This window comes from Bacteroidales bacterium (assembly GCA_013314715.1).
Classification (GTDB): Bacteria; Bacteroidota; Bacteroidia; order Bacteroidales; family GWA2-32-17; genus Ch61.
The window spans coordinates 30,728-54,506 of record JABUFC010000010.1; the positions used below are offsets into that span (position 1 = coordinate 30,728).

General features: G+C 34.0%; 14 protein-coding genes and 1 other RNA gene. 3 read left to right on the plus strand and 12 right to left on the minus strand.

Going from position 1 to position 23,779, the window contains the following annotated elements; translation table 11 throughout:
- Positions 1 to 11: 11 nt before the first annotated feature.
- The 6 genes from HPY79_03725 to HPY79_03750 all read right to left on the minus strand — a co-directional run bounded on the left by HPY79_03725 (position 12) and on the right by HPY79_03750 (position 10,186).
- The gene (locus HPY79_03725; GenBank protein NSW44918.1) at positions 12 to 1,181 is read right to left on the minus strand and encodes a proline dehydrogenase family protein; all 1,170 of its coding nucleotides are present in this window, start codon (positions 1,179 to 1,181) and stop codon (positions 12 to 14) included.
- 100 nt (positions 1,182 to 1,281) lie between these two features.
- On the minus strand, positions 1,282 to 2,358 hold the full coding sequence (gene buk, locus HPY79_03730) for a butyrate kinase (protein NSW44919.1): 1,077 nt from the start codon (positions 2,356 to 2,358) through the stop codon (positions 1,282 to 1,284).
- 85 nt (positions 2,359 to 2,443) lie between these two features.
- On the minus strand, positions 2,444 to 3,343 hold the full coding sequence (locus HPY79_03735; protein NSW44920.1) for a bifunctional enoyl-CoA hydratase/phosphate acetyltransferase: 900 nt from the start codon (positions 3,341 to 3,343) through the stop codon (positions 2,444 to 2,446).
- 22 nt (positions 3,344 to 3,365) lie between these two features.
- Positions 3,366 to 4,583 (minus strand): acetate kinase, encoded by a 1,218-nt coding sequence (locus HPY79_03740; protein NSW44921.1) that lies wholly within the window; start codon positions 4,581 to 4,583, stop codon positions 3,366 to 3,368.
- An 11-nt stretch (positions 4,584 to 4,594) separates the two neighbouring features.
- Positions 4,595 to 5,596, minus strand: coding sequence for a phosphate acetyltransferase (gene pta / locus HPY79_03745; GenBank protein NSW44922.1), 1,002 nt, complete (start codon positions 5,594 to 5,596; stop codon positions 4,595 to 4,597).
- A gap of 195 nt (positions 5,597 to 5,791) precedes the next feature.
- Positions 5,792 to 10,186, minus strand: coding sequence for a PKD domain-containing protein (locus tag HPY79_03750; protein ID NSW44923.1), 4,395 nt, complete (start codon positions 10,184 to 10,186; stop codon positions 5,792 to 5,794).
- A gap of 217 nt (positions 10,187 to 10,403) precedes the next feature.
- Between HPY79_03750 and HPY79_03755 the strand changes: the two genes are divergently transcribed.
- Positions 10,404 to 12,788, plus strand: coding sequence for a TonB-dependent receptor (locus tag HPY79_03755; protein ID NSW44924.1), 2,385 nt, complete (start codon positions 10,404 to 10,406; stop codon positions 12,786 to 12,788).
- A gap of 61 nt (positions 12,789 to 12,849) precedes the next feature.
- On the opposite strand, the gene HPY79_03760 is transcribed toward HPY79_03755, so the two are convergent.
- From HPY79_03760 to ffs, 5 genes are all read right to left on the minus strand, one after another.
- Positions 12,850 to 14,076 carry an alanine dehydrogenase gene (locus tag HPY79_03760; protein ID NSW44925.1) on the minus strand — a complete coding sequence of 409 codons (1,227 nt, stop codon included), beginning with the start codon at positions 14,074 to 14,076 and terminating at the stop codon, positions 12,850 to 12,852.
- A 19-nt stretch (positions 14,077 to 14,095) separates the two neighbouring features.
- Positions 14,096 to 14,515: a tRNA (adenosine(37)-N6)-threonylcarbamoyltransferase complex ATPase subunit type 1 TsaE gene (gene tsaE, locus HPY79_03765; GenBank protein NSW44926.1), complete on the minus strand. Its 420-nt coding sequence runs from the start codon at positions 14,513 to 14,515 to the stop codon at positions 14,096 to 14,098.
- Positions 14,515 to 16,074 carry a response regulator gene (locus tag HPY79_03770; protein ID NSW44927.1) on the minus strand — a complete coding sequence of 520 codons (1,560 nt, stop codon included), beginning with the start codon at positions 16,072 to 16,074 and terminating at the stop codon, positions 14,515 to 14,517. Before HPY79_03770 ends, tsaE begins: the two co-directional genes overlap by 1 nt.
- Positions 16,074 to 18,800, minus strand: a complete 2,727-nt coding sequence (locus tag HPY79_03775; protein NSW44928.1) for a tetratricopeptide repeat protein — start codon at positions 18,798 to 18,800, stop codon at positions 16,074 to 16,076. Before HPY79_03775 ends, HPY79_03770 begins: the two co-directional genes overlap by 1 nt.
- 64 nt (positions 18,801 to 18,864) lie before the next feature.
- Positions 18,865 to 18,964, minus strand: an RNA gene (gene ffs, locus HPY79_03780) — signal recognition particle sRNA small type.
- A gap of 544 nt (positions 18,965 to 19,508) precedes the next feature.
- On the opposite strand from ffs, the gene HPY79_03785 reads away from it, so the two are divergent.
- Together HPY79_03785 and HPY79_03790 are read left to right on the plus strand one after the other, a co-directional pair.
- On the plus strand, positions 19,509 to 21,431 hold the full coding sequence (locus HPY79_03785) for a hypothetical protein (GenBank protein NSW44929.1): 1,923 nt from the start codon (positions 19,509 to 19,511) through the stop codon (positions 21,429 to 21,431).
- 7 nt (positions 21,432 to 21,438) lie between these two features.
- Entirely contained in the window at positions 21,439 to 22,872 is a 1,434-nt protein-coding gene (locus tag HPY79_03790) for a hypothetical protein (protein ID NSW44930.1), read from the plus strand.
- Positions 22,873 to 23,321: 449 nt separating this feature from the next.
- On the opposite strand, the gene HPY79_03795 is transcribed toward HPY79_03790, so the two are convergent.
- Positions 23,322 to 23,774 (minus strand): LEA type 2 family protein, encoded by a 453-nt coding sequence (locus HPY79_03795; protein NSW44931.1) that lies wholly within the window; start codon positions 23,772 to 23,774, stop codon positions 23,322 to 23,324.
- Between the last annotated feature and the right edge of the window lie 5 nt (positions 23,775 to 23,779).

Genomic DNA, 23,779 nt, shown 5'->3' on the forward strand with positions numbered 1-23,779 from the left:
TTATATATTTTTTATTTTATTTTTCTTTGATGTATAGCTTGTTCTATCAACTTTAATTCTCTGCTCACTTGTCCACCTATACTTTTATTTTCGTCGGCTCTTCGCAATAAATATGGTATAGTTATATTTACAGGTCCAAATGGTACATATTTAGCAACATTATATCCAGCATGAGCAAGATTAAATGAAATATGATCGCTCATACCGTATAGTTGAGAAAAATATACACGTTCATCATAGTTTTTCAGTTGTTTTTGAAGCATTAAATTTGCCAATAATGTACAACTTTTTTCATTATGACTACCGCAAAATATAGCAATACGATCCAAATGCTCCATACAAAAACGCAAAGCATTATCAAAATCGTTATCGGTATCTTGTTTTGTTTCATGTACGGGCGAAGGCATATTTTTTTCTTTTGCCCAAATTCTTTCTTGCTCCAAATAAGCTCCACGAACAAATTTTACTCCCATAAAAATATTTTGCTCGCAAGCTTTTTGATACCATTCTTTAAGAAAAGCTAAACGGTCTTTACGATACATCTGGAGCGTATTAAAAACCACTGCTTTTTCTTTATTGTATTTCAACATCATTTGCCATAACACATCGTCAACAGCAGCTTGCATTGAAGTATATTCAGCATCAATCAAAATGGGGACATTATTTTCATAGGCTGCTTGACAAAGGTAATCGACCATTGCAACAAATGAGTCGTATTCTTTTTGTTCGAAAGAACTGAGTATTTGCTTATTCGAAACTTTTTCTAAAACTTTTACTCTACATAAAGCACTTGGTTTAAATACTGCAAATGCAATGGCTTTATTGGTGTGGGCTAAGTGAATAATTTCCATTACTTGTTTAAATGTTTTATCGGATTGTTCTTGCGAAGTAGTTTCTTCAGCCGCAAAATCGAGTACCGATTTTACTTTAAAATCGTTTAATTTATTTACTAAACGTAGCGCATCGTTTAAATTTTCGCCTCCACAAAAATATCTATAAACAGTGGGTTTTACAGCCCATTTAATAGGGAAATGAATCCATAAAGCAAATTTAATAAGAGGTTTTGCTAGGGCAATAATCCACGACTTAAATATAACTCTAAATAAAAAACGTGATTGCTTTAATTCTTTCAAGCTTTTATGGGCAAAAGCATGCTCTACATTTTCAAATGAAAAATTCATAATGCTAATATAACGAGCAAAAGTAGGAAAAATGTTAGATAAATTCAATATCAAAAAAAAGCCGACAAATAGCCGGCTTTTCAATATAGTTTGCTAATAATTAGCGATATACTTTGGGTTCTACTTCGCCTCTTAATACCATTAAAGCGTTCATAGCTAAAGCTTTCATTTCGTCTTCTCCGGGATAAAGAACAACAGGAGCAATAAACGAAACCATTTCTTTAACATATTCGACAAAATCTTTATCGTATGCAATTCCGCCTGTTAGTAAAATAGCATCTACTTTACCGTGTAATACAGCAGCCATTTCGGCGATAGCCTTTCCAACCTGATACGCCATTGCTTCACGAACTTTTTCAGCATAACGATCGCCATTTTTAACTCGTTGTTCTACTTCGTAAGCATCATTGGTTCCTAAATAAGCCACTAATCCACCCTTACCCGTAATCATCTTTTTTACTTCCTCTAATGTATATTCTCCACTAAAACATAATCTTGCTAAAGCGCCAGCAGGAAGGGTTCCAGTACGTTCAGGTGAAAAAGGACCTTCGCCATCAAGGGCATTATTAACATCAACTACTTTTCCTTTTCGATGTGCACCTACAGAAATTCCACCTCCTAAATGAGCAACAATTAAATTTAATTCTTCGTATGATTTACCGATAGCATTAGCATGCGTTCGTGCAATAGCTTTCTGATTTAAAGCATGAAATATAGAAATACGTTCAAATTTTGGATGACCTGTAAAACGTGCTACCTCATCTAATTCATCAACAACAACAGGGTCGGCAATGTAGGCCTTTGCATTAGGTATAAGACGTGCAATATCATCGGCCAAAATTCCGCCTAAATTGCTGGCATGTTGACCCAATTTGCCAATTCTCAAATCATCGAGCATAGCTGAATTCACCTCATAAACACCCGATGGTATAGGATTAACTAAACCACCTCGACCAATTACAGCATTTAATGTTTGAATATCGATATTAGCTTCTTTTAATTCTTTCAATATAATTTCTTTACGAAATGAATATTGGTCGATAAGTTTAGCAAAAGGAGCGAGTTCCTCTGAAGTATGTTTAATGTTTTTTGTAAATATAGCCTTATTATCTTCGAAAACAGCAATTTTAGTCGAAGTTGAACCTGGATTGATAGCTAAAATTCTAAATGAATTCATAATATTTGTTTTTAAATTCTACTGTAAAAATAATCATTTTAAAATATATTCAATAAAAAAAGTCCTGTAAAACAGGACTCTTTTTCTATTTCATAGCAGCGGCTAAAGCAATAGACATCATTTTGCTCTTATCGCTATCGGCACGTGATGTAAGAACGATAGGAACTTTAGCTCCCATTAAAACAGCTGCCGAGCATGCATTTGCTAAAAATCCTAATGTTTTATACATAATATTTGCAGAAGCTATATTGGGACAGATAATTAAATCGGCATCACCGGCCACATCACTAACAATACCTTTGTGATGAGCAGCTTCTTTAGAAACAGCATTATCAACAGCCAAAGGACCATCGACTAAACAACCTTTTATCTGTTTACGACGGTTCATTTGAGTTAGCATTGCAGCATGAATGGTATCTTCCATTTTTGGATTAACGGTTTCAACAGCTCCTACAACAGCTACTTTAGGGCAATCTACACCTAATTTATGAAATGCTTCAATGCTATTTTCAAGTATTGCTACTTTATCTTCAAATTCAGGTGCGATGTTAACTGCAGCATCGGCAATAGCTAAAAGCTTATGATAAAAAGGAATTTCCATAAATGCAATGTGACTAATTAAAGCACCTTTGCGTAGTCCTTTTTCTTTGTCTAAAACAGCTTTTAAAAGTGGTCCCGTAGCCACTAATCCTTTCATTAATATATCTCCTCTACCTTCTTTAATTAAAGAAACAGCAACGGCAGAAGCTTTAACGGGATCGGATTCTTGAACTATTTCAACACCATTAAAATCAAGATTTAATTTTGTGCAAATTTGATTTATGGCTTCTTTATCGCCTACTAAAATTGGTTCAATAATACCTTCTTTTCTTGCATTATAAACAGCCTCTAAAACTGGTTCATCAGCGGCAGCTGCAACTACTAATCGTTTTGTGATACCCGCCTTAGCTATTTGAACAAATTCATCTAATTTTTTAAATTCCATAACTCAACTTAATTTATTTGCATTAATAAACCATATTTTTTGAAAAAACAATATTTACAGTATCGGTTGCTATTACTAACTCTTCGTTAGTAGTAACAGCCATAACTTTTACTTTTGAATCGTCGGTACTAATAACAACATCTTTTCCTTTTACGCCGCAATTTTTATCTTTATCGAATTTAACGCCCATAAATTCAAGTCCCTCACATGACCAACGGCGAATAATATAATCGTTTTCGCCAATACCTCCCGTAAAAATAATTAAATCGACACCACCCAATGCAGCAGCATAAGCCCCAATATATTTTTTTACTCTATATGCATACATTTTAAGAGCAAGTTCTGCACGTTTATTACCTTGTTCCATAGCAGCATGGAGATCTCGCATATCCATCGAAATTCCACTTATTCCCAAAACACCGCTCTTTTTATTGATAACATTGTTTAAGCCGTTGCAATCGAGTTTTTCTTTATCCATCAAAAATAATAATACACCAGCGTCAACATCGCCGACACGGGTTCCCATCATTAATCCTTCTACTGGTGTAAAACCCATGGAGCTATCGATCGATTTTCCTTGTTTAATAGCTGCTACCGAAGCACCATTGCCTAAATGACATGTAATAATATTTATTTTATTAAAATCTAATCCTAGCATTTTACAAGCTTTTTGAGCTACATATTTATGGCTAGTTCCGTGAAAAGCATAACGACGAATTTTATATTTTTCATAATATTCATAAGGTATTGGGTACATGTAAGCTTCGGCTGGCATAGTTTGATGGAATGAAGTATCAAAAACGGCAACCATGGGCACACCGGGTAATAATTTTTCCATAGCGAGAATACCTTTAAGGTTAGCTGGATTGTGCAAAGGTGCTAATTCGATACAAGCCTCAATATCTTTTTTAGTTTTTTCTGTAATGAGTGCACTTTGTGTAAAGTTTTCGCCACCATGAGCTACACGATGTCCTACCGCAGCTATTTCGTTTAAATTTGTTAATACGCCATATTCTTTATCTACTAGGGTTTTTAAAATCCAATCGATACCTTCGGTATGACTTGGTATATCGCGTACCCATTTAACCTTATCTTTACCTTTTGCCTGATGTCCGAGTTCGCTATCTTTTAAACCAATACGTTCTAACAACCCTTTAGCTAATACGTCTGGTTCGCCTGACATGTCGAGTAATTGATATTTAATAGACGAACTCCCACAATTTAATACTAAAACTTTCATAGATTTTTATTTTATTTATTTATACATTGATTAACAGTTATGGCTACTAATTGAACGATATCATCAACCGAACAACCTCTTGAAAGGTCGTTGATAGGGGCTCCTAAACCCTGTAAAACAGGACCAATAGCTTGAGCACCTCCTAAACGTTCTACAAGTTTGTATCCAATATTTCCACTTTGCAAATCGGGGAATACTAACACATTGGCGTGTCCTGCCACAGTTGATCCAGGCGATTTTTTCTGTCCCACACTCTCAATAAGAGCTGCATCGGCTTGTAATTCGCCATCTATCTGCAAATCGGGACGCATTTGTTTCGCAATGTTAACGGCCTCAATAACTTTATCCGCTAATTCGTGTTTTGCAGAACCTTTAGTTGAAAAAGATAACATAGCAACTTTAGGAACATCGAGTCCGAGAATCGATTTAGCAGTTTGAGCACTCGAAATAGCAATTTCGGCTAACTGTTTTGCTGTTGGGTTAGGGGTTATAGCAACATCGGCAAAAACAAACATGCCTTGATATCCTAAATCTTGTGCTTTAGTAATTAGAATCATACCACCCGAAACGACCGAAATGCCCGGAGCTGTTTTTACAATCTGCAATGCTGGACGTACTGTATCGGCAGTAGTATGCTCAGCTCCACTTACCTCACCATCAGCATCGCCTTTATATATCATCATTGGTCCATAATAAATTGGGTCTGAAATCATTTTTTTAGCTTCTTCGTAAGTTATTCCTTTTTCCTTACGAAGCTCCAAAAAAGTTTGTACATATTCATCAAATTTTGGACTTGTTGATGGATTTATTATTGTTGCTTTTTCAAGATTAAGATTCCATTGTTTTGCCAAATAATAAATTTCATCGTTGTTTCCTAATAATGTAAGCTCGGCAATTCCTTCACGTAAAATAATATCAGCAGCTTTTAAAGTTCTTTCGCTATTACCTTCGGGTAAAACAATGCGAATTTTTTGCTGCTTTGCTTTATTAACAATGGTTTCGAGTAAATTCATAAAAAACTATTTTTTATATTTATATTGATTTTAGTAGGTTTCAAATTTATTAAATAGTTTTTGAAACTCTTACCTTTTTTAATCATTATTCAATTTTTTAAAACTGATAAAAGACAACAGATATATTGCTGTTTATCAACAAATTGAAATATGATAGCGAAAAATATATGTTTAAAAACAAGTTTTTAAAAACTATCAACGGAGTAAATTTATTAAACCGTTCTTAGTCAATGTTTTATTACCATAAGTTATGGCTTTAACCGTATAAGCATAGGTATCCATGTCTTGTTTCATTCCTTTAAATGTCCCATCCCATCCTTGATGCAAATCATCGGTTTCAAAAACACATTGTCCCCAGCGGTTAAATATTTTAAATTCTTGCAATTGTTTAATACCCCAACCACGCACATAAACCACATCGTTGTTGCCATCGCCATTGGGTGTGAAAGCAGTAGGTACGTCAATGCTATACTCTTCTTTCACTTCGATGTAAACGGTACCGGTAATTTGGAAACAATGCATAGAATCGGTTATAAGCACCGTATAGGTTGTATTTTGCAAAGGTTGAGCAATTGGGTTAGCACAGGTGGTACACGACAATCCTGTTGCAGGTGACCATTGATACGAAACTGTATTTTGATCAGAATTTGCCCATAAATTCACCTGTTCGCCAATAATGATAGTTGTATCGGAACTATTATCAAGGCTTGGCTGTTGTTGAACAAATACCGATAACGATTGCGTGTTGCTACAGCCATAAGTATCATAAACAGTAGCCGTATATATTGTTGTACTGTCTGGTGAGGCATTGGGAAAATAAGAAGAAGGATTATCGAGGCCCTGAACAGGTTGCCAAATTATAGAATTTCCTCCCGAAGCCGATAACTGAACGCTGCTTCCATGACAAACTGCAACATCGTTTCCTAATTGGATTGTAGGCAATGGATATAAAATAAAAGGTTTTTTAATACTATCTACACAGCCTATTTGACTTGTAACTACTAAATTTATGTAATAAGTCTGTTGTGTTTGCCCAGTATTAAAATAATAGTGTGAACTTGGTTGTTGTGCATTATCGCTGGAGCCATCGCCAAATGTCCAAACATAAGAGTCGGCTCCAGAACTACTGTTTGTAAAGCTCAAGGTAGCATGACCACAAGCAACACTATCGGAACTTCCATTGTCTTGCACATAAGAAAAATCGGCAAATACCTGATGAACATGCAAGGTATCAAAGGCCGATTGACAACATGTAGCATCGCTACAATAAATTAACGAAGGCACAAAATAACCGTTTGAAGGATAATAGTTATAGGTATGGCTTGTAGGAATTCCGTTAGATGTAGCACCATCGCCAAAATCCCAATTATAAATTAAAATATTTTGATTTTGTGTTACATTGAAGTTAACTGTTGCACCTTTACAAATAATTGTATCACTCATGGTGATTTCAGTATAAGGACCACCTACCGTAATTAGCAATGAATCTTTGTCTTTACATCCAAAACTTGTAGTAGCTTCGAAACTCAACCAATAATTTCCAGGCTGCGTATAATTATGAAAAGGTGTTTGCTGAAAAGCCACTCCACCATCACCAAAATTCCAAAGCCATGTAGGATTAAAGATAGTATCGGTATTATTAAATATGGTTATTGGAAAGGGATAACAATTTGTATCGGCATCTAATACACTAAACTGCACATTCATATCTTGAACTTGAACATAGTTCTGCACAACAACAGTATCTTTACAGCCAGGTAGGCTATTTTCGACATATAATGTAACAGTATACCTACCCGTATCGTTATATAAATGATTTGGATTAACAGCTATTTCTAAGCCACTTCCATCGCCATAATCCCACGCATATTGCGTAATATTTGGAATGTTCGAGATAAAATGAATGGTATCACCTAAACAAAGTGTATTGTCGAGACTCGAAAAGTTTGCTTGTATAAGATCCGCTTGCAAATATGCATTAGTTGCTTTATTAGCGTAACAACCTAAAGCATCTACAACAGTTAAATCTACCGAATAATACCCAGGATTTGATATAGAAAAGGTAGGATTTTGAGCCGTTGATGTTAAATTACCCGGATTTAAAGTCCATTGCCAAGCAACCAACGTTGTATCGGCATGGCTTGTATCGGTTAATAATACATTATAAGGAACACAAAAATGTAATGGATTGCCTGTAAAACCAGGTTGTGGATAAAATACTCTAATGGTAACCGAGTCGCTATCCACACATCCAATATTATTGGATACTATCAAATAAGCAGTTATGGTATCAGAATGATTAGGATAATTATGAAAAACATATTGATGCTGAATTAAACTATCTACCAAAAAATCGGTATAACTCATCGTATGCGCTGCACCGTCTCCATATACAAAGGTAATTTGATCAAAATCTTGTGTGTTTTCTGTATTCATATAAACATGATTAGGACATGTTGGGCTTGTAATTTGCAAATTGGCTTTAATATCTTTTATTTTGAGTGAAAAATTTTCTTCCCAAAAACACCCTGAACTATCGTTGTAAGCAATAAAATGTATATCGTAATTGCCACGTGCCGGATAGGTAAACCAAACGGTATCACCCAACGAATAAACGGGAGTTGCAAATTTGGTAGAATCGTCGTAAACCCCATCGCCATCCATATCCCAATACCAACGGTTGGCTTGTTTTATAAAAGGCATAATTGCTCCAATCAAATAAGGATTTTGACATCCAACCATAATAGTATCTATTGTTCCGGTATAAGGACCATTCAGCACAAAAATGGAATCAAGAATAAGTGTATCATAACATCCATTATGGTTTAACATATAAGTTAACGAAATATAACCATTCCCTTGAAATGTTATATCGGGATGTTGTTCATTACTATTGCCTACCACTAAATTGCTATCGTTCATAAATTGCCAACTATATGAATCAATGTAATTTGAGTCTGTCGAAAGGCTTATAAAATGAACCGTATCGTTAGCACATCCACCCGTATAGGTATAAGAAACTTGGGGATGTTGATGTTCACCCACTTGTATTTGCATATTAGTTGTTGCCGTACAACCTAAATCGGTAGTAACAGTTAAAGTAACATTGAAAACACCCGTGTCGGCAAAAGTGTGATTGGGGTTTTGCAAGTTTGAGGTTTGTCCATCTCCAAAATCCCACAACCACGATGTAAAATGCGTATAATTAGTATTACACGAACTACCATCGGTAAAAGATACCGGCAACGGCTTGCATCCCTCCTTAGGAGTAGCCTCAAAATCGGCTACTGGCTTTTCAACAATAACGGGAGTAGGGTTTTGATATGCACCTTGACAACCATGATTATCGGTCATAATAAGGCTAACATAATAGGTTCCATTATCTTGATAAGAATGACTTGGATTTAGTCCTGTTCCATTAGAATTATCACCAAAATTCCATTGATACGAAGTTCCATTAGTATTTACAGGATTAAACGTAATAGGATTACCACACGAAAAAGTTGGAGTAAAATTAAATTGTGCATTGGGAGCAGAGCGCACATAAATAGTGCGATAAGCAGTATCCTGACATGGAGTACCGGGAGCCGCTATCATCATCACAGTATAAGAGCCCGATGTTGTATAAGTGTGGCTTGGATTTGACAAAGTACTGGTTCCACCATCACCAAACGACCACAATGCAGTTGTACCAGCATCGTTTATAAACTGAACAATCTGATTTACACAAACCGTATCGCCCAAATTCGTATGAAAAGCAGCATTTACACTACTAATATTGATATAATTAGTGTAAGTAGTATCGTTTGAACAACCATATTGATTGGTTACTTCTAACGACACCGAATAAGTTCCTGTTTGCGTATAAGTATGTGAAGGATTTTGAGCAGTAGAAGTAGTGCCATCGCCAAAATTCCATAAATAGGTAAGGGAGCCCATACCCGTACTTTGATTGTTAAAATTTACAGTAAATGGAGCCGTACAGTTCGATGTAAAATCAGCCGTAAAAGCAACCTGAGGAATAGACGATACAATTACAGCCCCCTGTTGTGTATATGTAGAATGACAGCCATGTCCATCGGTAATTTGAAGAGAAACCCCGTAGCCTCCCGGCTGTGTATATTGATGATTAGGATTTTGCTGATTGGAATTTCCTCCATCGCCAAAATCCCATACAAAGCTTGTAATTACAGTATCACCAGGTTGAGAAGTATTGGTAAAATTTACATTCAGAGGAACGCACCCCATTGCTGGATTTAATGTAAAACTAGCAGAAGGGTTTTGAAAAATATGAATATAATTTGTACGAACCATAGTATCAGACTGGGTTCCATTCGAAACAATAAGCGTAACCGTATAAGTGCCAGGATTTACATAATTAGCGGTAGGATTTTGTAAATTAGACGAATTACCATTTCCAAAATTCCATTGATAGGTTAATGTCCCTGTACCTGTCGAATTATTAATAAAAGATATGGTCATAGGTGCACACCCTTGTGTAGGGCTAGCAGTAAAACTTGCATTCACTTGTGCTTGAACCAAAGAAGCCAGTAATAAAATATGTAGAATTAAAATTAAAGTTTTATTCATCATTGTTGAAACGCTTAAAAAACAGTGCAATTTACAAAAAATATTTTACTCATCATTTTTTTTAAAAAAAACTATTACTTTTGCGACATACATCAATGGGGTGCCTTAATACAACGGGCTGAGATCATACCCTTTGGACCGGGACGGGTAATGCCGAGCCGGGAACGAAGACTCCCATTGACAATTGTAAAAAATTGTCTAACTAAAAAAAGTTTTTATGAAAAAGTTTAGTTTTTTATTTGCAGCTGTGTTTCTGCATGTTTATGCTTTTTGTCAATTTTCAATCAGCGGTAAAGTCGTTGACGAAAACAATCAACCGCTAAGTTTAGCAAATGTAATGCTCGAAAACACTTTTATTGGTACTTACACCGATGTAAATGGTGATTTTTTGCTTAAAAACGTAAAAAAAGGGAGCTACAATTTAAAAATTAGTTTTATTGGCTATGAAACCGTTCAACAAAAAATTGAAGTAAATGCAGACATTACCAATTTAAATGTCACTTTAAAAAAAGCAGCATACATAGCTGATGAAATCATTGTACAAGCTACTCGAAGCGACAAAACCATGAGTGCTAGTCAAAGCTCATTAAGTAAAGAAGCCATACAGCAAAATAATCCGGTAAAAGACATCCCTTATCTGTTAAGCATGACTCCATCAGTGGTAACCACATCCGATGCAGGTATAGGGGTTGGCTACACAGGAATTTCGATTCGCGGAAGCGATGTACGCCGCATCAATGTTACCGTAAACGACATTCCCCTTAACGATGCCGAATCGCATGGTGTTTGGTGGGTCGATTTACCCGACATAGCCGCCTCTACCGACAACATCCAAATTCAAAGAGGAGTTGGCAGCTCAACCAATGGAGCTGGTGCCTTTGGGGCGTCTATCAATATGCAAACACTTACCCTAAATAAAGATCCCTTTGCCGCATTTGACATAAACTACGGCAGTTTTAATACTTCGCGTTTAATGCTTAATACAAGCACCGGTCTTATCAATAATCATTTCAATGTAGATTTACGACTTTCAAAAATACATTCCGATGGTTTTATTGACCGTGCATCAAGCGATTTAAAATCGTATTACTTCGCCGCCGGATATTATGCAAAATCAACCATGATAAAATTTATTAATTTCTCAGGATACGAAAAAACCTATCAAGCATGGTACGGAGTTCCTAGCGATTCTATAGAAACAAACCCTACATTCAATCCATACACGTACGATAATCAAACCGATAACTATTGGCAAAGCCACTACCAATTGCACATTACGCACGAGTTTTCTGAACACTGGAATACCCATACAGCTTTTCACTATACCAAAGGTAAAGGTTATTACGAAAGTTATAGAGAAAGCAAAAAATACTCGAGCTTTGGTTTAAACCCTATTATCATAGGAAACGATACCATAACAAGAAGCGATTTTGTTGACCAAAAATGGCTTGACAACGATTTTTATGGTATTGTAAGTTCATTTAACTACCACAAAAAAAGTCTTTTTGCTACTCTTGGCTTAGGTGCTAATCGTTACGAAGGCAAACATTTTGGTGATATTATCTGGGCTAAAATAGTACCCGATACAATGGCTCAAAGCACAAGTAAAAAATATCGTTGGTACAACGGAACCGGCGATAAAAAAGATTACAATATCTACGCAAAAGTTAATTATCACTTATTAGCCAACCTTTCTGTTTATGGTGACATACAATTTAGAGCCATTGATTATGCTATTGGTGGTATAGACGACGATTTAAGAGACATTACACAATCGAAACAATACCTATTTTTCAATCCTAAATGCGGGTTTAACTATAACATTAGCAACCAACAAACTATTTTTGCAACTTTTGCAGTAGCACATCGCGAACCCGAACGCTCTAATTTTACCGATGCTGATTCTGGAAAAGTTCCCAAACCCGAAAAATTATTCGACTACGAACTTGCATATCAATTTAAAAACGAAAATATTTTTGTCGGTATTAACTTATTCTATATGAATTATCGCGACCAATTAGTTTTAACAGGAGCTATCAATAATGTAGGTAGTCCTATTATGACCAATGTTGAAAATAGTTATCGCAGAGGTATAGAGCTTGAATTTGGTATGAACATCACGAAAAAACTTCTTTGGAATTTCAATTTCACCACCAGTCAAAACAAAATAAAAGAATTTGTAGCTTATTTTGACGACTGGGATACATGGGGTCAAAGAGATACCATTTTAAAAAACACCGATATTTCTTATTCGCCCAACAATATTTTTTCTAATCAATTTATATACATTCCTGTTCATGGTCTAAAATTGATGCTTCAAACTAAATTCGTCGATAAACAATATTTAGATAATACTCAAAATCCTGAAACGATGCTCGATTCTTATTTAGTTAACAACTTTACCGTAGAATATAACTTTAATACCAAATGGGCAAAAGAATGTAAATTTCAACTAACTGCCAATAATTTCTTAAATAATAAGGTTTATATCAGCAATGGTTGGGCATATACTTATTATTCGGGCAATAAAAAGGAATATATGATAGGATATTATCCACAGGCTCCTTTTCATGTAACAGCAGGTTTTTCGATAAAATTCTAAAAAACTTACCATACCCGTTAAGCTAAAAAATTAGCGGGTATGGTATTATACTTAAATCAATTTAAAATGCAGCTAAAAGCAGGTCTATAGGTTTATATTGTAAATCGAATATTTCGCCAATATATGGATTGGTTAAAATACCATTAAAAACATACACCCCGTTTCTATAACCCTTATTTTGTTTAATTAGGTTATTGATAGAGCCAGCATATCCCAAATCAAGGATTAATGGTGCCAGAATATTACTTAAAGCATATGAAGCAGTTCTCGAAACTCGAGAAGCAATATTGGGCACCCCATAGTGAACAACTCCAAATTTTTCAAAAACCGGACTTGCATGAGTAGTTAATCGAGACGTTTCGATGCAACCTCCCTGATCAATGCTAATGTCAATAACCACACTACCCTTTTTCATCAGTTTAATCATTTCCTCTGTAACGTAAAAGCGAGGTCCTTGCTCCAAAACACGCAAAGCTCCAATCAGAACATCGGCTGTTTTAAGAGCATTAGCTAAAACAACCGGATGAATAACCGATGTATAAATTCGTTGACCAATATTATTCTGTAATCGCTTAAGCTTATAAGCAGAAGTGTCGAAAATTTTAACAATAGCACCTAATCCAAGTGCCGTACGGGCAGCATATTCGCCTGCCGTTCCAGCGCCAAGTATCACAACTTCCGAAGGATTGACCCCCGTAATACCTCCCAACATCTCGCCCTTGCCATGATGAGCATTACTTAAATATTCGGCGGCAATCAAAATCGACGTATTACCAGCAATTTCGCTCATACTGCGAACAATTGGGTAACAATCGTTTTCGTCTTTTAGATATTCAAAAGCAATACAAGTAACTCGTTTTTGTATTAAACGTTGAATGTAATCTCTATTTTTTGTATGAACATGAAGAATCGATAATAATATTTGTCCTTCGTGCATCAAGCCAATTTCGGCATCAGTAAGGGGTGAAACTTTTACTAGCACATCCGATTGAGCAAAAATTTCCTCTTTATTTTTTACAATAATAGCTCCAGCATCGCTAAATTGATGGTCGAAAAAATTAGCTGCCTTACCGGCATTCGATTGTATTAGCACCTCATGACCATTATTTATGAGCAAATCGACCGTTAAAGGTGTAAGGGCAATACGATTCTCTTCGTTGCTTTCTTCTGCTGGAATACCTATTACAAATCGTTTAGAGGGGTGTTTAAATGCTAATTTTTCTTCTTGCGTTAATAATTCGGTTACTCTTAAAGTATCTGATTTAATGGTTGTTTTTTTGGGCGTCATGTTATTTTTTTTTGAAGCTTTATACGTTTATACTAATATATCGGTTTCCTTTTTCATTTTGTTCTATAAAAATTTTTAAAAATGAATATTGATTTAATATGGGCTCGGCAATTTCTGGCCACTCCATAAAACAATAATTTCCTGATGTAAGATAATCTTCGAAACCAATCTCTATCAACTCATGCAAATTGGATAAACGATAAAAATCGAAATGATATATTTTTTCGTCATTAGGTAATGGATATTCGTTAACAATAGCAAATGTAGGGCTACTCGCTAATGTACTAGATCCCAATTGCTTTGCCAATTCGGCTATAAGTGTAGTCTTACCTACACCCATTTCGCCATAAAAAGCCCATATACGAAAATGATTTGCGAGTTTTATTATTTTTGTTGAGACTTCCGATATTTTATTTATATCGGTATATTCTATTCGAATCATATTTTGGGTTTCAAGATAGCATATGGAATTAACATTTCATCTAAGCTGACCCCACCATGCTGAAAAGTATCGCGATAAAGACCAACGTATTGGTTAAAATTATTGGGGTAAGCGAAAAAATCATTATTTAGAGCAAATATATACGATGCAGTAACCATCGCTTTCGGAAGGTAGGCTTTAGAAGGTTCTTTAATCTCAAATACTTCTTTAGCATTATAGTTCATATTTCTACCTTGTTTATAACGTAAATTGGTATTAAGATTACGCTCTCCTATTACTTTTACAGGATTCTCAACCCGAATAGAACCATGGTCGGTTGTAACAAAGAGAATATATTTTTCTTCTGCCAATTTCATAAAAATCTCGAAAAGGGGGCTGTGCTCAAACCATGAATAAACAATACTCCGATAAGCTTCATCGGTGTTGGCAAGTTCACGCATGGTACGCGATTCGGTTTGAGAGTGCGAAAGTATATCAATAAAATTATAAATTATAACTCCTTGATTAAATTTTTGAAGTAAATTAGGCAACTGAGTAAGAAAATGACTACCATCATGATTGGTGATAATTTTATTGAAAAAGAAGCTTTTTTTTATCCCCAAACGTGCACATTGTCTTTTCAATAGCTCTTCTTCGTACATATTTTTTAAACCTTCATCGTCGTCATTTTTCCAAATATCTGGAAAAATCTTTTCAATTTCAGAAGGCATTAAACCTGCAAACAGTGAATTTCGAGCATACGATGTAGTTGTTGGTAAAATGGCCGTATATAAATCAGTTTCAATTATAAAATTATTATATAACAATTTTGATATTGCTTCCCAATGATCGTAACGTAAGTTATCAATAAGAATAAGAGCTACTTTTTCGTATTGATTGAGCAAAGGAAAATATTTCTTTGACAATAAGTTTGACGAAATAAGAGGTAACGATTGGCGAGTATCTGAAAACCATTGTAAATAATTATTTTTTATGTATTTACAAAAAGTATGATTAGCTTCTATCTTTTGAGATTGCAATACATTGAGCATGCTTTCGTTATGGGTCAATTCCAACTGTTGTTCAAAAAATAATATATTTTTATATATTTTTTTCCAATCTTCCAAATTTTGAGCATACATTATTTGTTGTGTCAGATGATTAAATTCGCTTTGATATTGTTGAAGCGATTTTTCGCTAATTAACTTTACCTTTTCAGAAACTTTTTTTATAGCAAGCAATAATTGATTCGGATTAACGGGTTTTATTAAATAATCAGTAATGTTAGCACCAATGGCACTATTCATTATATCTTCTTCTTCGCTCTTGGTAACCATAATAACCGGTAAGTGTGGCTTTATCTTTTTTACCTCATCGAGTACTTGTAAGCCACTTAAACCGGGCATATTTTCATCTAAAATTACTAAATCGTAGCTTGATTGCTTTATTAAATCTAATGCGTCGGTCCCGTTTGAGCATGAATGTAACTCATAACCCTTGCTTTTGAGAAAATGAAAATAAGGTGTCAACAAATCAATTTCATCGTCCACCCATAAAATATTAAAGCTAGTGCTCATTATTGCTGCTTTTTCTTTAAAAACTTGCGTTTAAAAAACTTTTGATAACGCTCTATTTCGCCAGTAGATTGAAGCTTTGTATAATTATCGTCAGAGATTACAAAATATTGATAATGTTTTTCATGAATGTTTTTAAATACAATATCCTGATTCTTACTAACATGCTTGTAATATTTAACCGCTTCTTTAAAATTTTTATAGGGAAATACCTTGATATAGTAATACTTGTCGTTCCATATTCCATTTAGAATCTGAAAATCAAACATGCTAAAATAATCTATGTTATAACCAAATAAATTATATTTTAATCGATTTATATCTGCATTTTTATCTAACAAAATTATAAACTGATAATTTGCATTTTCGTCATAACTGTAAAATGTATCTTCTGCCTCTTCTTTATTTTCCTCTGTTTGATTGTTGTTAGGAGTATTTTGTACAGTATTTGAATTGTTTTTATTTATACTTTGTTGTTTTATATTATTCTGACTTAAGGAAGCTAAATAATTAGGGTCAAAATTATTGAGCGAAGCTAATAAAAACTCCGCATGTTGTTTTTCCGAAGTACCCGGATATTTTTCAATGATTTCCGATAATTGATTTTTATAATCATTAATTTTACCAAGTTTACCATCAGTCATAGCTTTGAGCAACTTAAATTTTAAAAATATGGGGGTATCTTTATATAGTGAATCAGCTGTTCTGTAATGATGAAATACCGTTTTAAAATCGTTGTCTTTGAATGAATCGAAAGCCTCTTCGTACAATGTCTTTATCTTCATTGTTTTTTCTTCTTCGTCTTTCAAATAATTAGGATTTGAAAGCATTTGAGCAAACTTACTATCAGGAAATTCATTAATTATTTTATTTTTATAACTTTCTACCTGAGAAGTTTGTTGCAAAATATTATGTAATCTATATAAATCGTAATATGTTAATAATTTATATGAAGTATTTGGAAAACGTTCGATTAGCGTTGTAAATTGTTTAATTGCTAAATCATAGTCATTGAGTTGATTCATAGCAGCTTCACCCGATTTAAAATATGCATCTTCTAATTTTTTGTTCGACGCTTGCATTAATGAGTCAGTAAGGGGTAAATTTACTAAATAATATTCCCTTTGCTTAGGATTTAAAGCAACTTGCTGATTACCACTCTGAGTTTGAGTTGTATCTTCAGCATTGGCGGTTAATACTACTGCTTTATTTTTACGACGCCAATCGTCTTCGAGCTTACGATTCCCCCATTTACGTTTAAATTCGGCCATCCCCATAGCTAGTGTCGAAGGATTGTAAAAATACCATTTGCCACCAGAGGTTTGATTTGCCAAAGGATTTAAACTTTGCTGGTTCATAAACAGCATATTATTAGCCTGCTTTTGTTCTTCTTCTTGTTTACGTTTTTCTTCGTCTATCAATCGCTGTATTATGTCGTCAATTATTTTATTCCGATCTTTTTCTGACATTTTAGCTAATCTTTGTAAACTATCTTCGGTTTGAATAATAATTAAATTATCAGCCAATGTATTTAAATTATTAGCCAAACTTTTTACACGTTTATATTCAGGATAGTTATTATCCATTAATGTTAACGAGGAGTCAAAATACGCCTGAGCCTTAACATAATCTTTCATATTTAAGTATATATCACCAACCGACATATACGAAATAGCTTTTTGATGATTGTTGCTTTTTGTATTCTCGATGCTTTTTTTATAGTACATGAGCGCTTCGGAAGTATTGTTTTCTTTGTAATATAAATTGGCAATTGCATAGTATATCTGATCTGAATAATCTAAATTTTTATCATCTTTAAGCATTTTAAACAATTCCTTACGAATCATATCGGCATTACCACCCTCGAAACATGTTGCCCTATTTATTTGAGCATTAAAAGTCATTTCATAGCGATTGCTATATTTTATCGCTTGGGTATAATTTTCTGTTGCTTTAGACAATTGTTTATTATATTGATATAATTGTGCTAAAATGTAAAAACTTCGAGCCTTTTCCTGTCGCTTACGGGTGAATTTTATGGCTGTGGTTAATTTAGATATAGCTTGAGTAAAATTTTGTTGTTTTATAAAGAGCTGAGCATATGTTTGATTTAAAAATTTTCGGTACTTTTTAGGAAAATCTTTATCACCATCTACTCTATCGAGTAATGCCTTAGCATCTTCGTATTTTGTAAGTTGTATATACGTTAATGCTAACCAAATACTTGCTTCGTATTTTATCGAACTCCATGTATATTCTTTTATTATATATTCAAAATCTTCTTCTGCAGCATACCAGTCATGATTTACAAAATTTGCTTTGCCATGCAATAACCAACTATCGTCAACCCATTCGCAAAATTCGGTACGATTACGAAAAGCTTTTTGTCGAGGCGTCATGTTCGATTTTGCCTTTGGCCTAACTGTTATTGAATGCTTTTTTATAACAATAGCTGCTTTATCTTTTGCTCGTTCCATATCGGCAGAAGCCTGTTTCACAGCTTCGTCATTGAGTATGGCCATTACATTCAAAATTAGCGAATAATCGTCACTCGGATTGGCATTAATGCGTTTTATGGCTTGTTTATAAGATTCATTACCATTAAAATAAGCATTGTAATGCGAAGTCAAATTATGATACGTACGAGAAACAAAAGTGTTCTTTTTAGTCGAACAAGACGATATCAACAAAAAAAGTAAAATTGATATATAAACACAAAATAGCTTCATGTAAAAAAAACTTATGCAAAATAACTAAACTTTTATGAAATTATTGCATCAACTAATAAAAAAAAGAGGGCAAGCTACTTATATCGCACCGCTACAACCTCCTACCCTTGCTTCTTTCCAGACCTGGGGGAGTTCAGAGGGAGCTGGTCGTATAAGACTTGCCCGACACAAAAGTACAACATTTTTTAGTTACTTGCAAGACTAAATCATTTTTTATTAACAAATAGCTAATTGCTTTGTATATAAATATATGATATTCATATATTAAGACCTTTGCAAAAACAAATTAAAACAACAGTATTGTTATTGCAATTAAAATATCAATCTTATTTTCAATATCTTATCAATTATGTGAACAAAATAGTAATGACAAAAAAGAGTTTTGCAATAGTTTCATATTAACAGTTAAAAGATAATGACACAAACAATCGTAAAATTTAATTAATTATTCTTAACCAAGAGTAAATTTACTTAATTAAAAAAAATCCTTTGAAAAACAGACACATAAGTCTTACATTCAAAGAATTCTAAAAATCAAAAAAAAATTACATAAATTAATAAAAGCATGTAGGACAAATTTATACACCATTAAACTATTTTTTTCTAACTTAAATATTGACTTTTATCATAAAAAAAATTACCTTTGTCAAAAAATAAAATATACAGGCAACCCTTTAGGTAATTTTACGTTTAATTAAAAAAAAGAATATGAAACATTTTTATATTACATCATTATTAGTTATTAGTTTTTTATGGTTAAACGCCCAGAACATTGGTATTAGCAATGATGGTACTTTTACAACTCCACAAAGTCCATTGCATATTTATTGGACTTCAGATGGAAATTTATTACAATTGAGCCGTAGCAGCGCCGCTAATACAGGATTAACTTTTTCTGTGTCAAGCAACGATTATTCAATTTTGAATAGACAAAACAATGCACTTATTTTTGGAACCAATGCCACAGAACGAATGAGAATTACGAATACAGGTAATGTTGGTATCGGTACTTCAGCACCCGCAACACAACTGCATACAACAGGCACCGTTCGTTTTGCAGGTTACTCCTCTGGAGCATCAGGAGCCATTCTCAGAACAAACAGTAGTGGTGACTTATCTATTACTAATTTTAGTGGAACGGCTACCGATGTTCTTTTAGGTTCTGGCTCTTTCGGTTCCATGAATTCATTAGCTTGGCAACTTACAGGTAATAGTGGTACAAACCCTACAACCAATTTTATTGGTACGACCGATGCACAAGATTTTATTTTTAAAACGAATAATAATGAGAGGATTAGAGTTTTTAGTAGTGGTGCCGTTAGAATTGGCTATGGTACGGCCGCAACAGATGCCTTACAAATAGGAGGTTACGGCTCAACAAATCCTACTATATTTATGGGTTCAGAAGGTGGGGCTCCAGGTTATGGTAGAATAGGTCTTTATGGTACAACTTATGGCACTTATAGTACAATTATTAGAGGTGGCGGTCTAAGTTATTTTAATTCTGGGAATCAATATGTTTTTGGACAAACAACGGCTGTTGATCCATCAGATTTTGTTGGAATTGTAGGAAATGCAACATATCCTTTTGCTTTGAATGCTTATACAAATCAAAATAATGCTAGTGCTATTTTTGGATATAACAACAGCACAATTGCAAGTATTAACGCTAATGGTATTTATGGTTACACAACGAATAGTTCTGGTTCTGCTATTCTTGGTTTTTTAGATAATACGACAGCTGATGAAAATGCTGCTGGTATTTATGGGGCAACGAATAACCCAAGTGGCGATGCAGGTTATTTTTCAAATTCTGCTGCTTCAAGTACTAATAATGGTAATGGGATATATACTTCTACTTCACAAAGTAGGGGTGCGGGTTTATTTTCAATAAATAAACATTCAAATGGAATCGCTATAATTGGCCTTGGTGGTAATTATTTATCATATTATACTTTAACAGGTGGAGCAGGTATAGAAGGAGTCAATAACACAGCTACAGGTTTGGGAAGCTATTTCAGAAATGATGTGTCAAATACTAATAGTAGCAGCGCAATTGCAGTTTATGCATATAGTAATGCATCGAGAACTACTAATATTCAAGCTACAGTATATGCTAATTGTGGAATAGATAATGTTGCTAATAGATACGGTATTTATTGCAGGGGAAGATTAACTGCAACTGGAACCAAAAGTAGTTTATTTAAAGCGAGCGATGGTACAACAAGATTACTTTATTGTACTGAAAGTCCAGAAGTTTGGTATGAAGATATCGGTTTTGGTCAATTAAACAATGGTGTAGCAATTATTTATCTAGATACTTTATTTCTTGAAGCAGTAACAATAAATGAAAAACATCCTATGCATATTTTTATTCAACTTGAAGGGAAATGTTCAGGTGGTGTTTATGTTGAAAAAGAATTTGATAAATTTAAAGTTATTCAAAATGATGGAAATGATAGTAATGCTTCATTTTCTTATCGTGTAATTGCTAAACGAAAAGGAAATGAAGATGAACGTTTTGGAATATTATTGCCGATTAAAGAACCTGAGGTAACGATTAGAAAAAGTAAAACAAAGTCCAAAAAAGAAGATATTGTTTCTAAATTATATGTTAAAAAAAATAAATAATGTAATAATGTTACGTTTTTTGATTATATTAATAATCATTTCATACAAGTCTTTTTCTCAAGGTCTTATCATCAATGCCTCTAATTTTTATTTAACATCTAATTCTAATCTCATACTTTCTGATAATGCCAAATGGACAAATAATGGCACTGTAACTTGTGCTAATGGTAGCAATGTAAAATTTTCAGGGGGTGGTAATCAATATATTAAAGGCACCAATACAACCACTTTTTCAAATGTATATACGTTAAAAACGAGTGGTTTCGATCATATCATCATGTTAACCGATGTTCGAATTTTTGGTACTTTATATTTACAAACGGGCAATTTTGATGTAACAAATTATATTTGTGATTTAGATTATACTGGAAACGTATCTGGTGAAAATGAAAACGCACGTATTAGAGGTACCAATAGCGATGAAATGAGTGATGGCGGCGAAGGTAGCGGCATAGGAACCATCAAAGCTATACGCAATAACCCCAGTAGTAATGTTGCTGGCTTAGGACTTAACTTTACACCCACCATTGCCTTAGGCAACGATACACGAATTGTTAGAGGTTGCAATGCACAACAAGGTACAGGTACATTCACCAGCAATTATAGCATTTTTAGATGGTATCGAATACAACCAGGTTCGGGAGCCTATACACCTATAACGGTAAACAATTTTTACTATTGGGGAGGAGTTAATAATTACGAATTAAATGGACATATTGAATCTGATTTACAAATGTTCCAAAAAGTTCAATATGGTGCAGGCAACCCTATTTATTGGCAACCAAGATCTACTACGGTTACTACTGGTAGCGACTATGTTAATAGTACAACCACCAACGATGCCATATCGCTCAATTATATTCTTATTACACTTGGAAGTACAAGTAAGCCACTCCCCGTTGAACTTATTTCTCTCATAGCTAATTGCGACGGCAACAAAAATACGTTGACATGGCAAACGTTCAGCGAAACCAACAACAAAGGTTTTGAAATTCAAAAAAGTCCCGATGCACAAGAATGGGAAATCATTGGCTTTATTGAAGGACAAGGAAATAGCAACAGTATGATTACGTATTCTTTTAACGATATAAATCCCTACTATCCTAACACCTATTACCGCTTACTACAAATAGACAACAATGGAGAAAGCAAGTATTCGCAAATAGTACAAGCCACTTGCTCATCAGAAAACTACAACGAAGATTTTCAACCTATTATAAGCAACGGACAATTATCTTTTCTTATTCAAGGAATTCCTAATAATAACTATAAATTCTTACTTACTAACTCCATTGGTCAAACCTTATTTTCCAATAGTATGATTCTAAGTGAACCGATGCAAAACATAACTACAAATATTCCCGTAGCTGCCGGGATTTATTATTTTACTATGATTTCTGAAAAAAATATTATATCGAAACCTATTTTGATTAAGAATTAGTTTTTGTTTATCGTTTATTGTCGAGGGATGTTGGGGAGATTATTCACTTCGTTTAGTCGCTTCATTTTGCAACACAATGCAAATCTAAAGGCAATGACGTGAACGGGGCATTTTATCTTTTACGCATTTCTAATGCGTAATCTGTGATAAAAATAAGTAATTCAAATCAACCCTATACCCACCGTCATACCGAGTCTGTAGAGGTATAACCATTCACAAACCTAATGAGCATTGGGGTCATTCTTCGACAAGCTCAGAATGACGGGAAAAAGGTTGGACTCGACAAAAAAAGAAGCTTTTATTCATCAACATTGGGATAACCACGATTTATCGCATTTCTAATGCGTAATCTGGGTTCATCGTTCAACAATTGACATTTTGGGACGTTGTAAAATTAGAAAAATAGATATTGCAAAAAAAATAGCCTAGCAAATACAAAATGAGTATTATTATTTATCTCTAAACAGCTTTACAGCTTCATTTTGATCGATGGGGATTTTTTTGGTAAAAATAAACTTACGCACCTTGACATAACCTTTGGCTTTAACACCAACTTTATTTTTTAGTAAACTTGCGGTTAAAGAAGTAATATTTCCCAAAGCTTTATCTATTTCAATTTCTATTCCAACAGGATACAATTGATTTGAACGAGGGGGTATTCGCAACTTGGTTGTTTTTTTTACCTTCCCTATTTCTTTTCCATTCAGAGCTAAATCAAGCTTAATATCGGAAATAGTAAAACCAAACTTATTAGGGTTATTTACCGGTATCATTAACTCGAGATTTGCCTTGTTTTCGCCAATATTTTTAAATTTGATGCTTTCAAATTTCTTTACTTCTACTTCATTTATTTTGCACGAAGTTAAAAAAGCTATAAATAATAAGGGGAATAATATTTTCATTGCAC

Bases quoted from the DNA above. Each gene is read 5' to 3' on its own strand.
- HPY79_03795 (NSW44931.1), bottom strand. From the start codon at position 23,774: ATGAAAATATTATTCCCCTTATTATTTATAGCTTTTTTAACTTCGTGC.
- HPY79_03755 (NSW44924.1), top strand. From the start codon at position 10,404: ATGAAAAAGTTTAGTTTTTTATTTGCAGCTGTGTTTCTGCATGTTTAT.
- buk (NSW44919.1), bottom strand. From the start codon at position 2,358: ATGAATTCATTTAGAATTTTAGCTATCAATCCAGGTTCAACTTCGACT.
- HPY79_03725 (NSW44918.1), bottom strand. From the start codon at position 1,181: ATGAATTTTTCATTTGAAAATGTAGAGCATGCTTTTGCCCATAAAAGC.
- HPY79_03735 (NSW44920.1), bottom strand. From the start codon at position 3,343: ATGGAATTTAAAAAATTAGATGAATTTGTTCAAATAGCTAAGGCGGGT.
- HPY79_03785 (NSW44929.1), top strand. From the start codon at position 19,509: ATGAAACATTTTTATATTACATCATTATTAGTTATTAGTTTTTTATGG.
- pta (NSW44922.1), bottom strand. From the start codon at position 5,596: ATGAATTTACTCGAAACCATTGTTAATAAAGCAAAGCAGCAAAAAATT.
- HPY79_03740 (NSW44921.1), bottom strand. From the start codon at position 4,583: ATGAAAGTTTTAGTATTAAATTGTGGGAGTTCGTCTATTAAATATCAA.
- HPY79_03770 (NSW44927.1), bottom strand. From the start codon at position 16,074: ATGAGCACTAGCTTTAATATTTTATGGGTGGACGATGAAATTGATTTG.
- HPY79_03760 (NSW44925.1), bottom strand. From the start codon at position 14,076: ATGACGCCCAAAAAAACAACCATTAAATCAGATACTTTAAGAGTAACC.
- HPY79_03790 (NSW44930.1), top strand. From the start codon at position 21,439: ATGTTACGTTTTTTGATTATATTAATAATCATTTCATACAAGTCTTTT.
- HPY79_03775 (NSW44928.1), bottom strand. From the start codon at position 18,800: ATGAAGCTATTTTGTGTTTATATATCAATTTTACTTTTTTTGTTGATA.
- HPY79_03750 (NSW44923.1), bottom strand. From the start codon at position 10,186: ATGAATAAAACTTTAATTTTAATTCTACATATTTTATTACTGGCTTCT.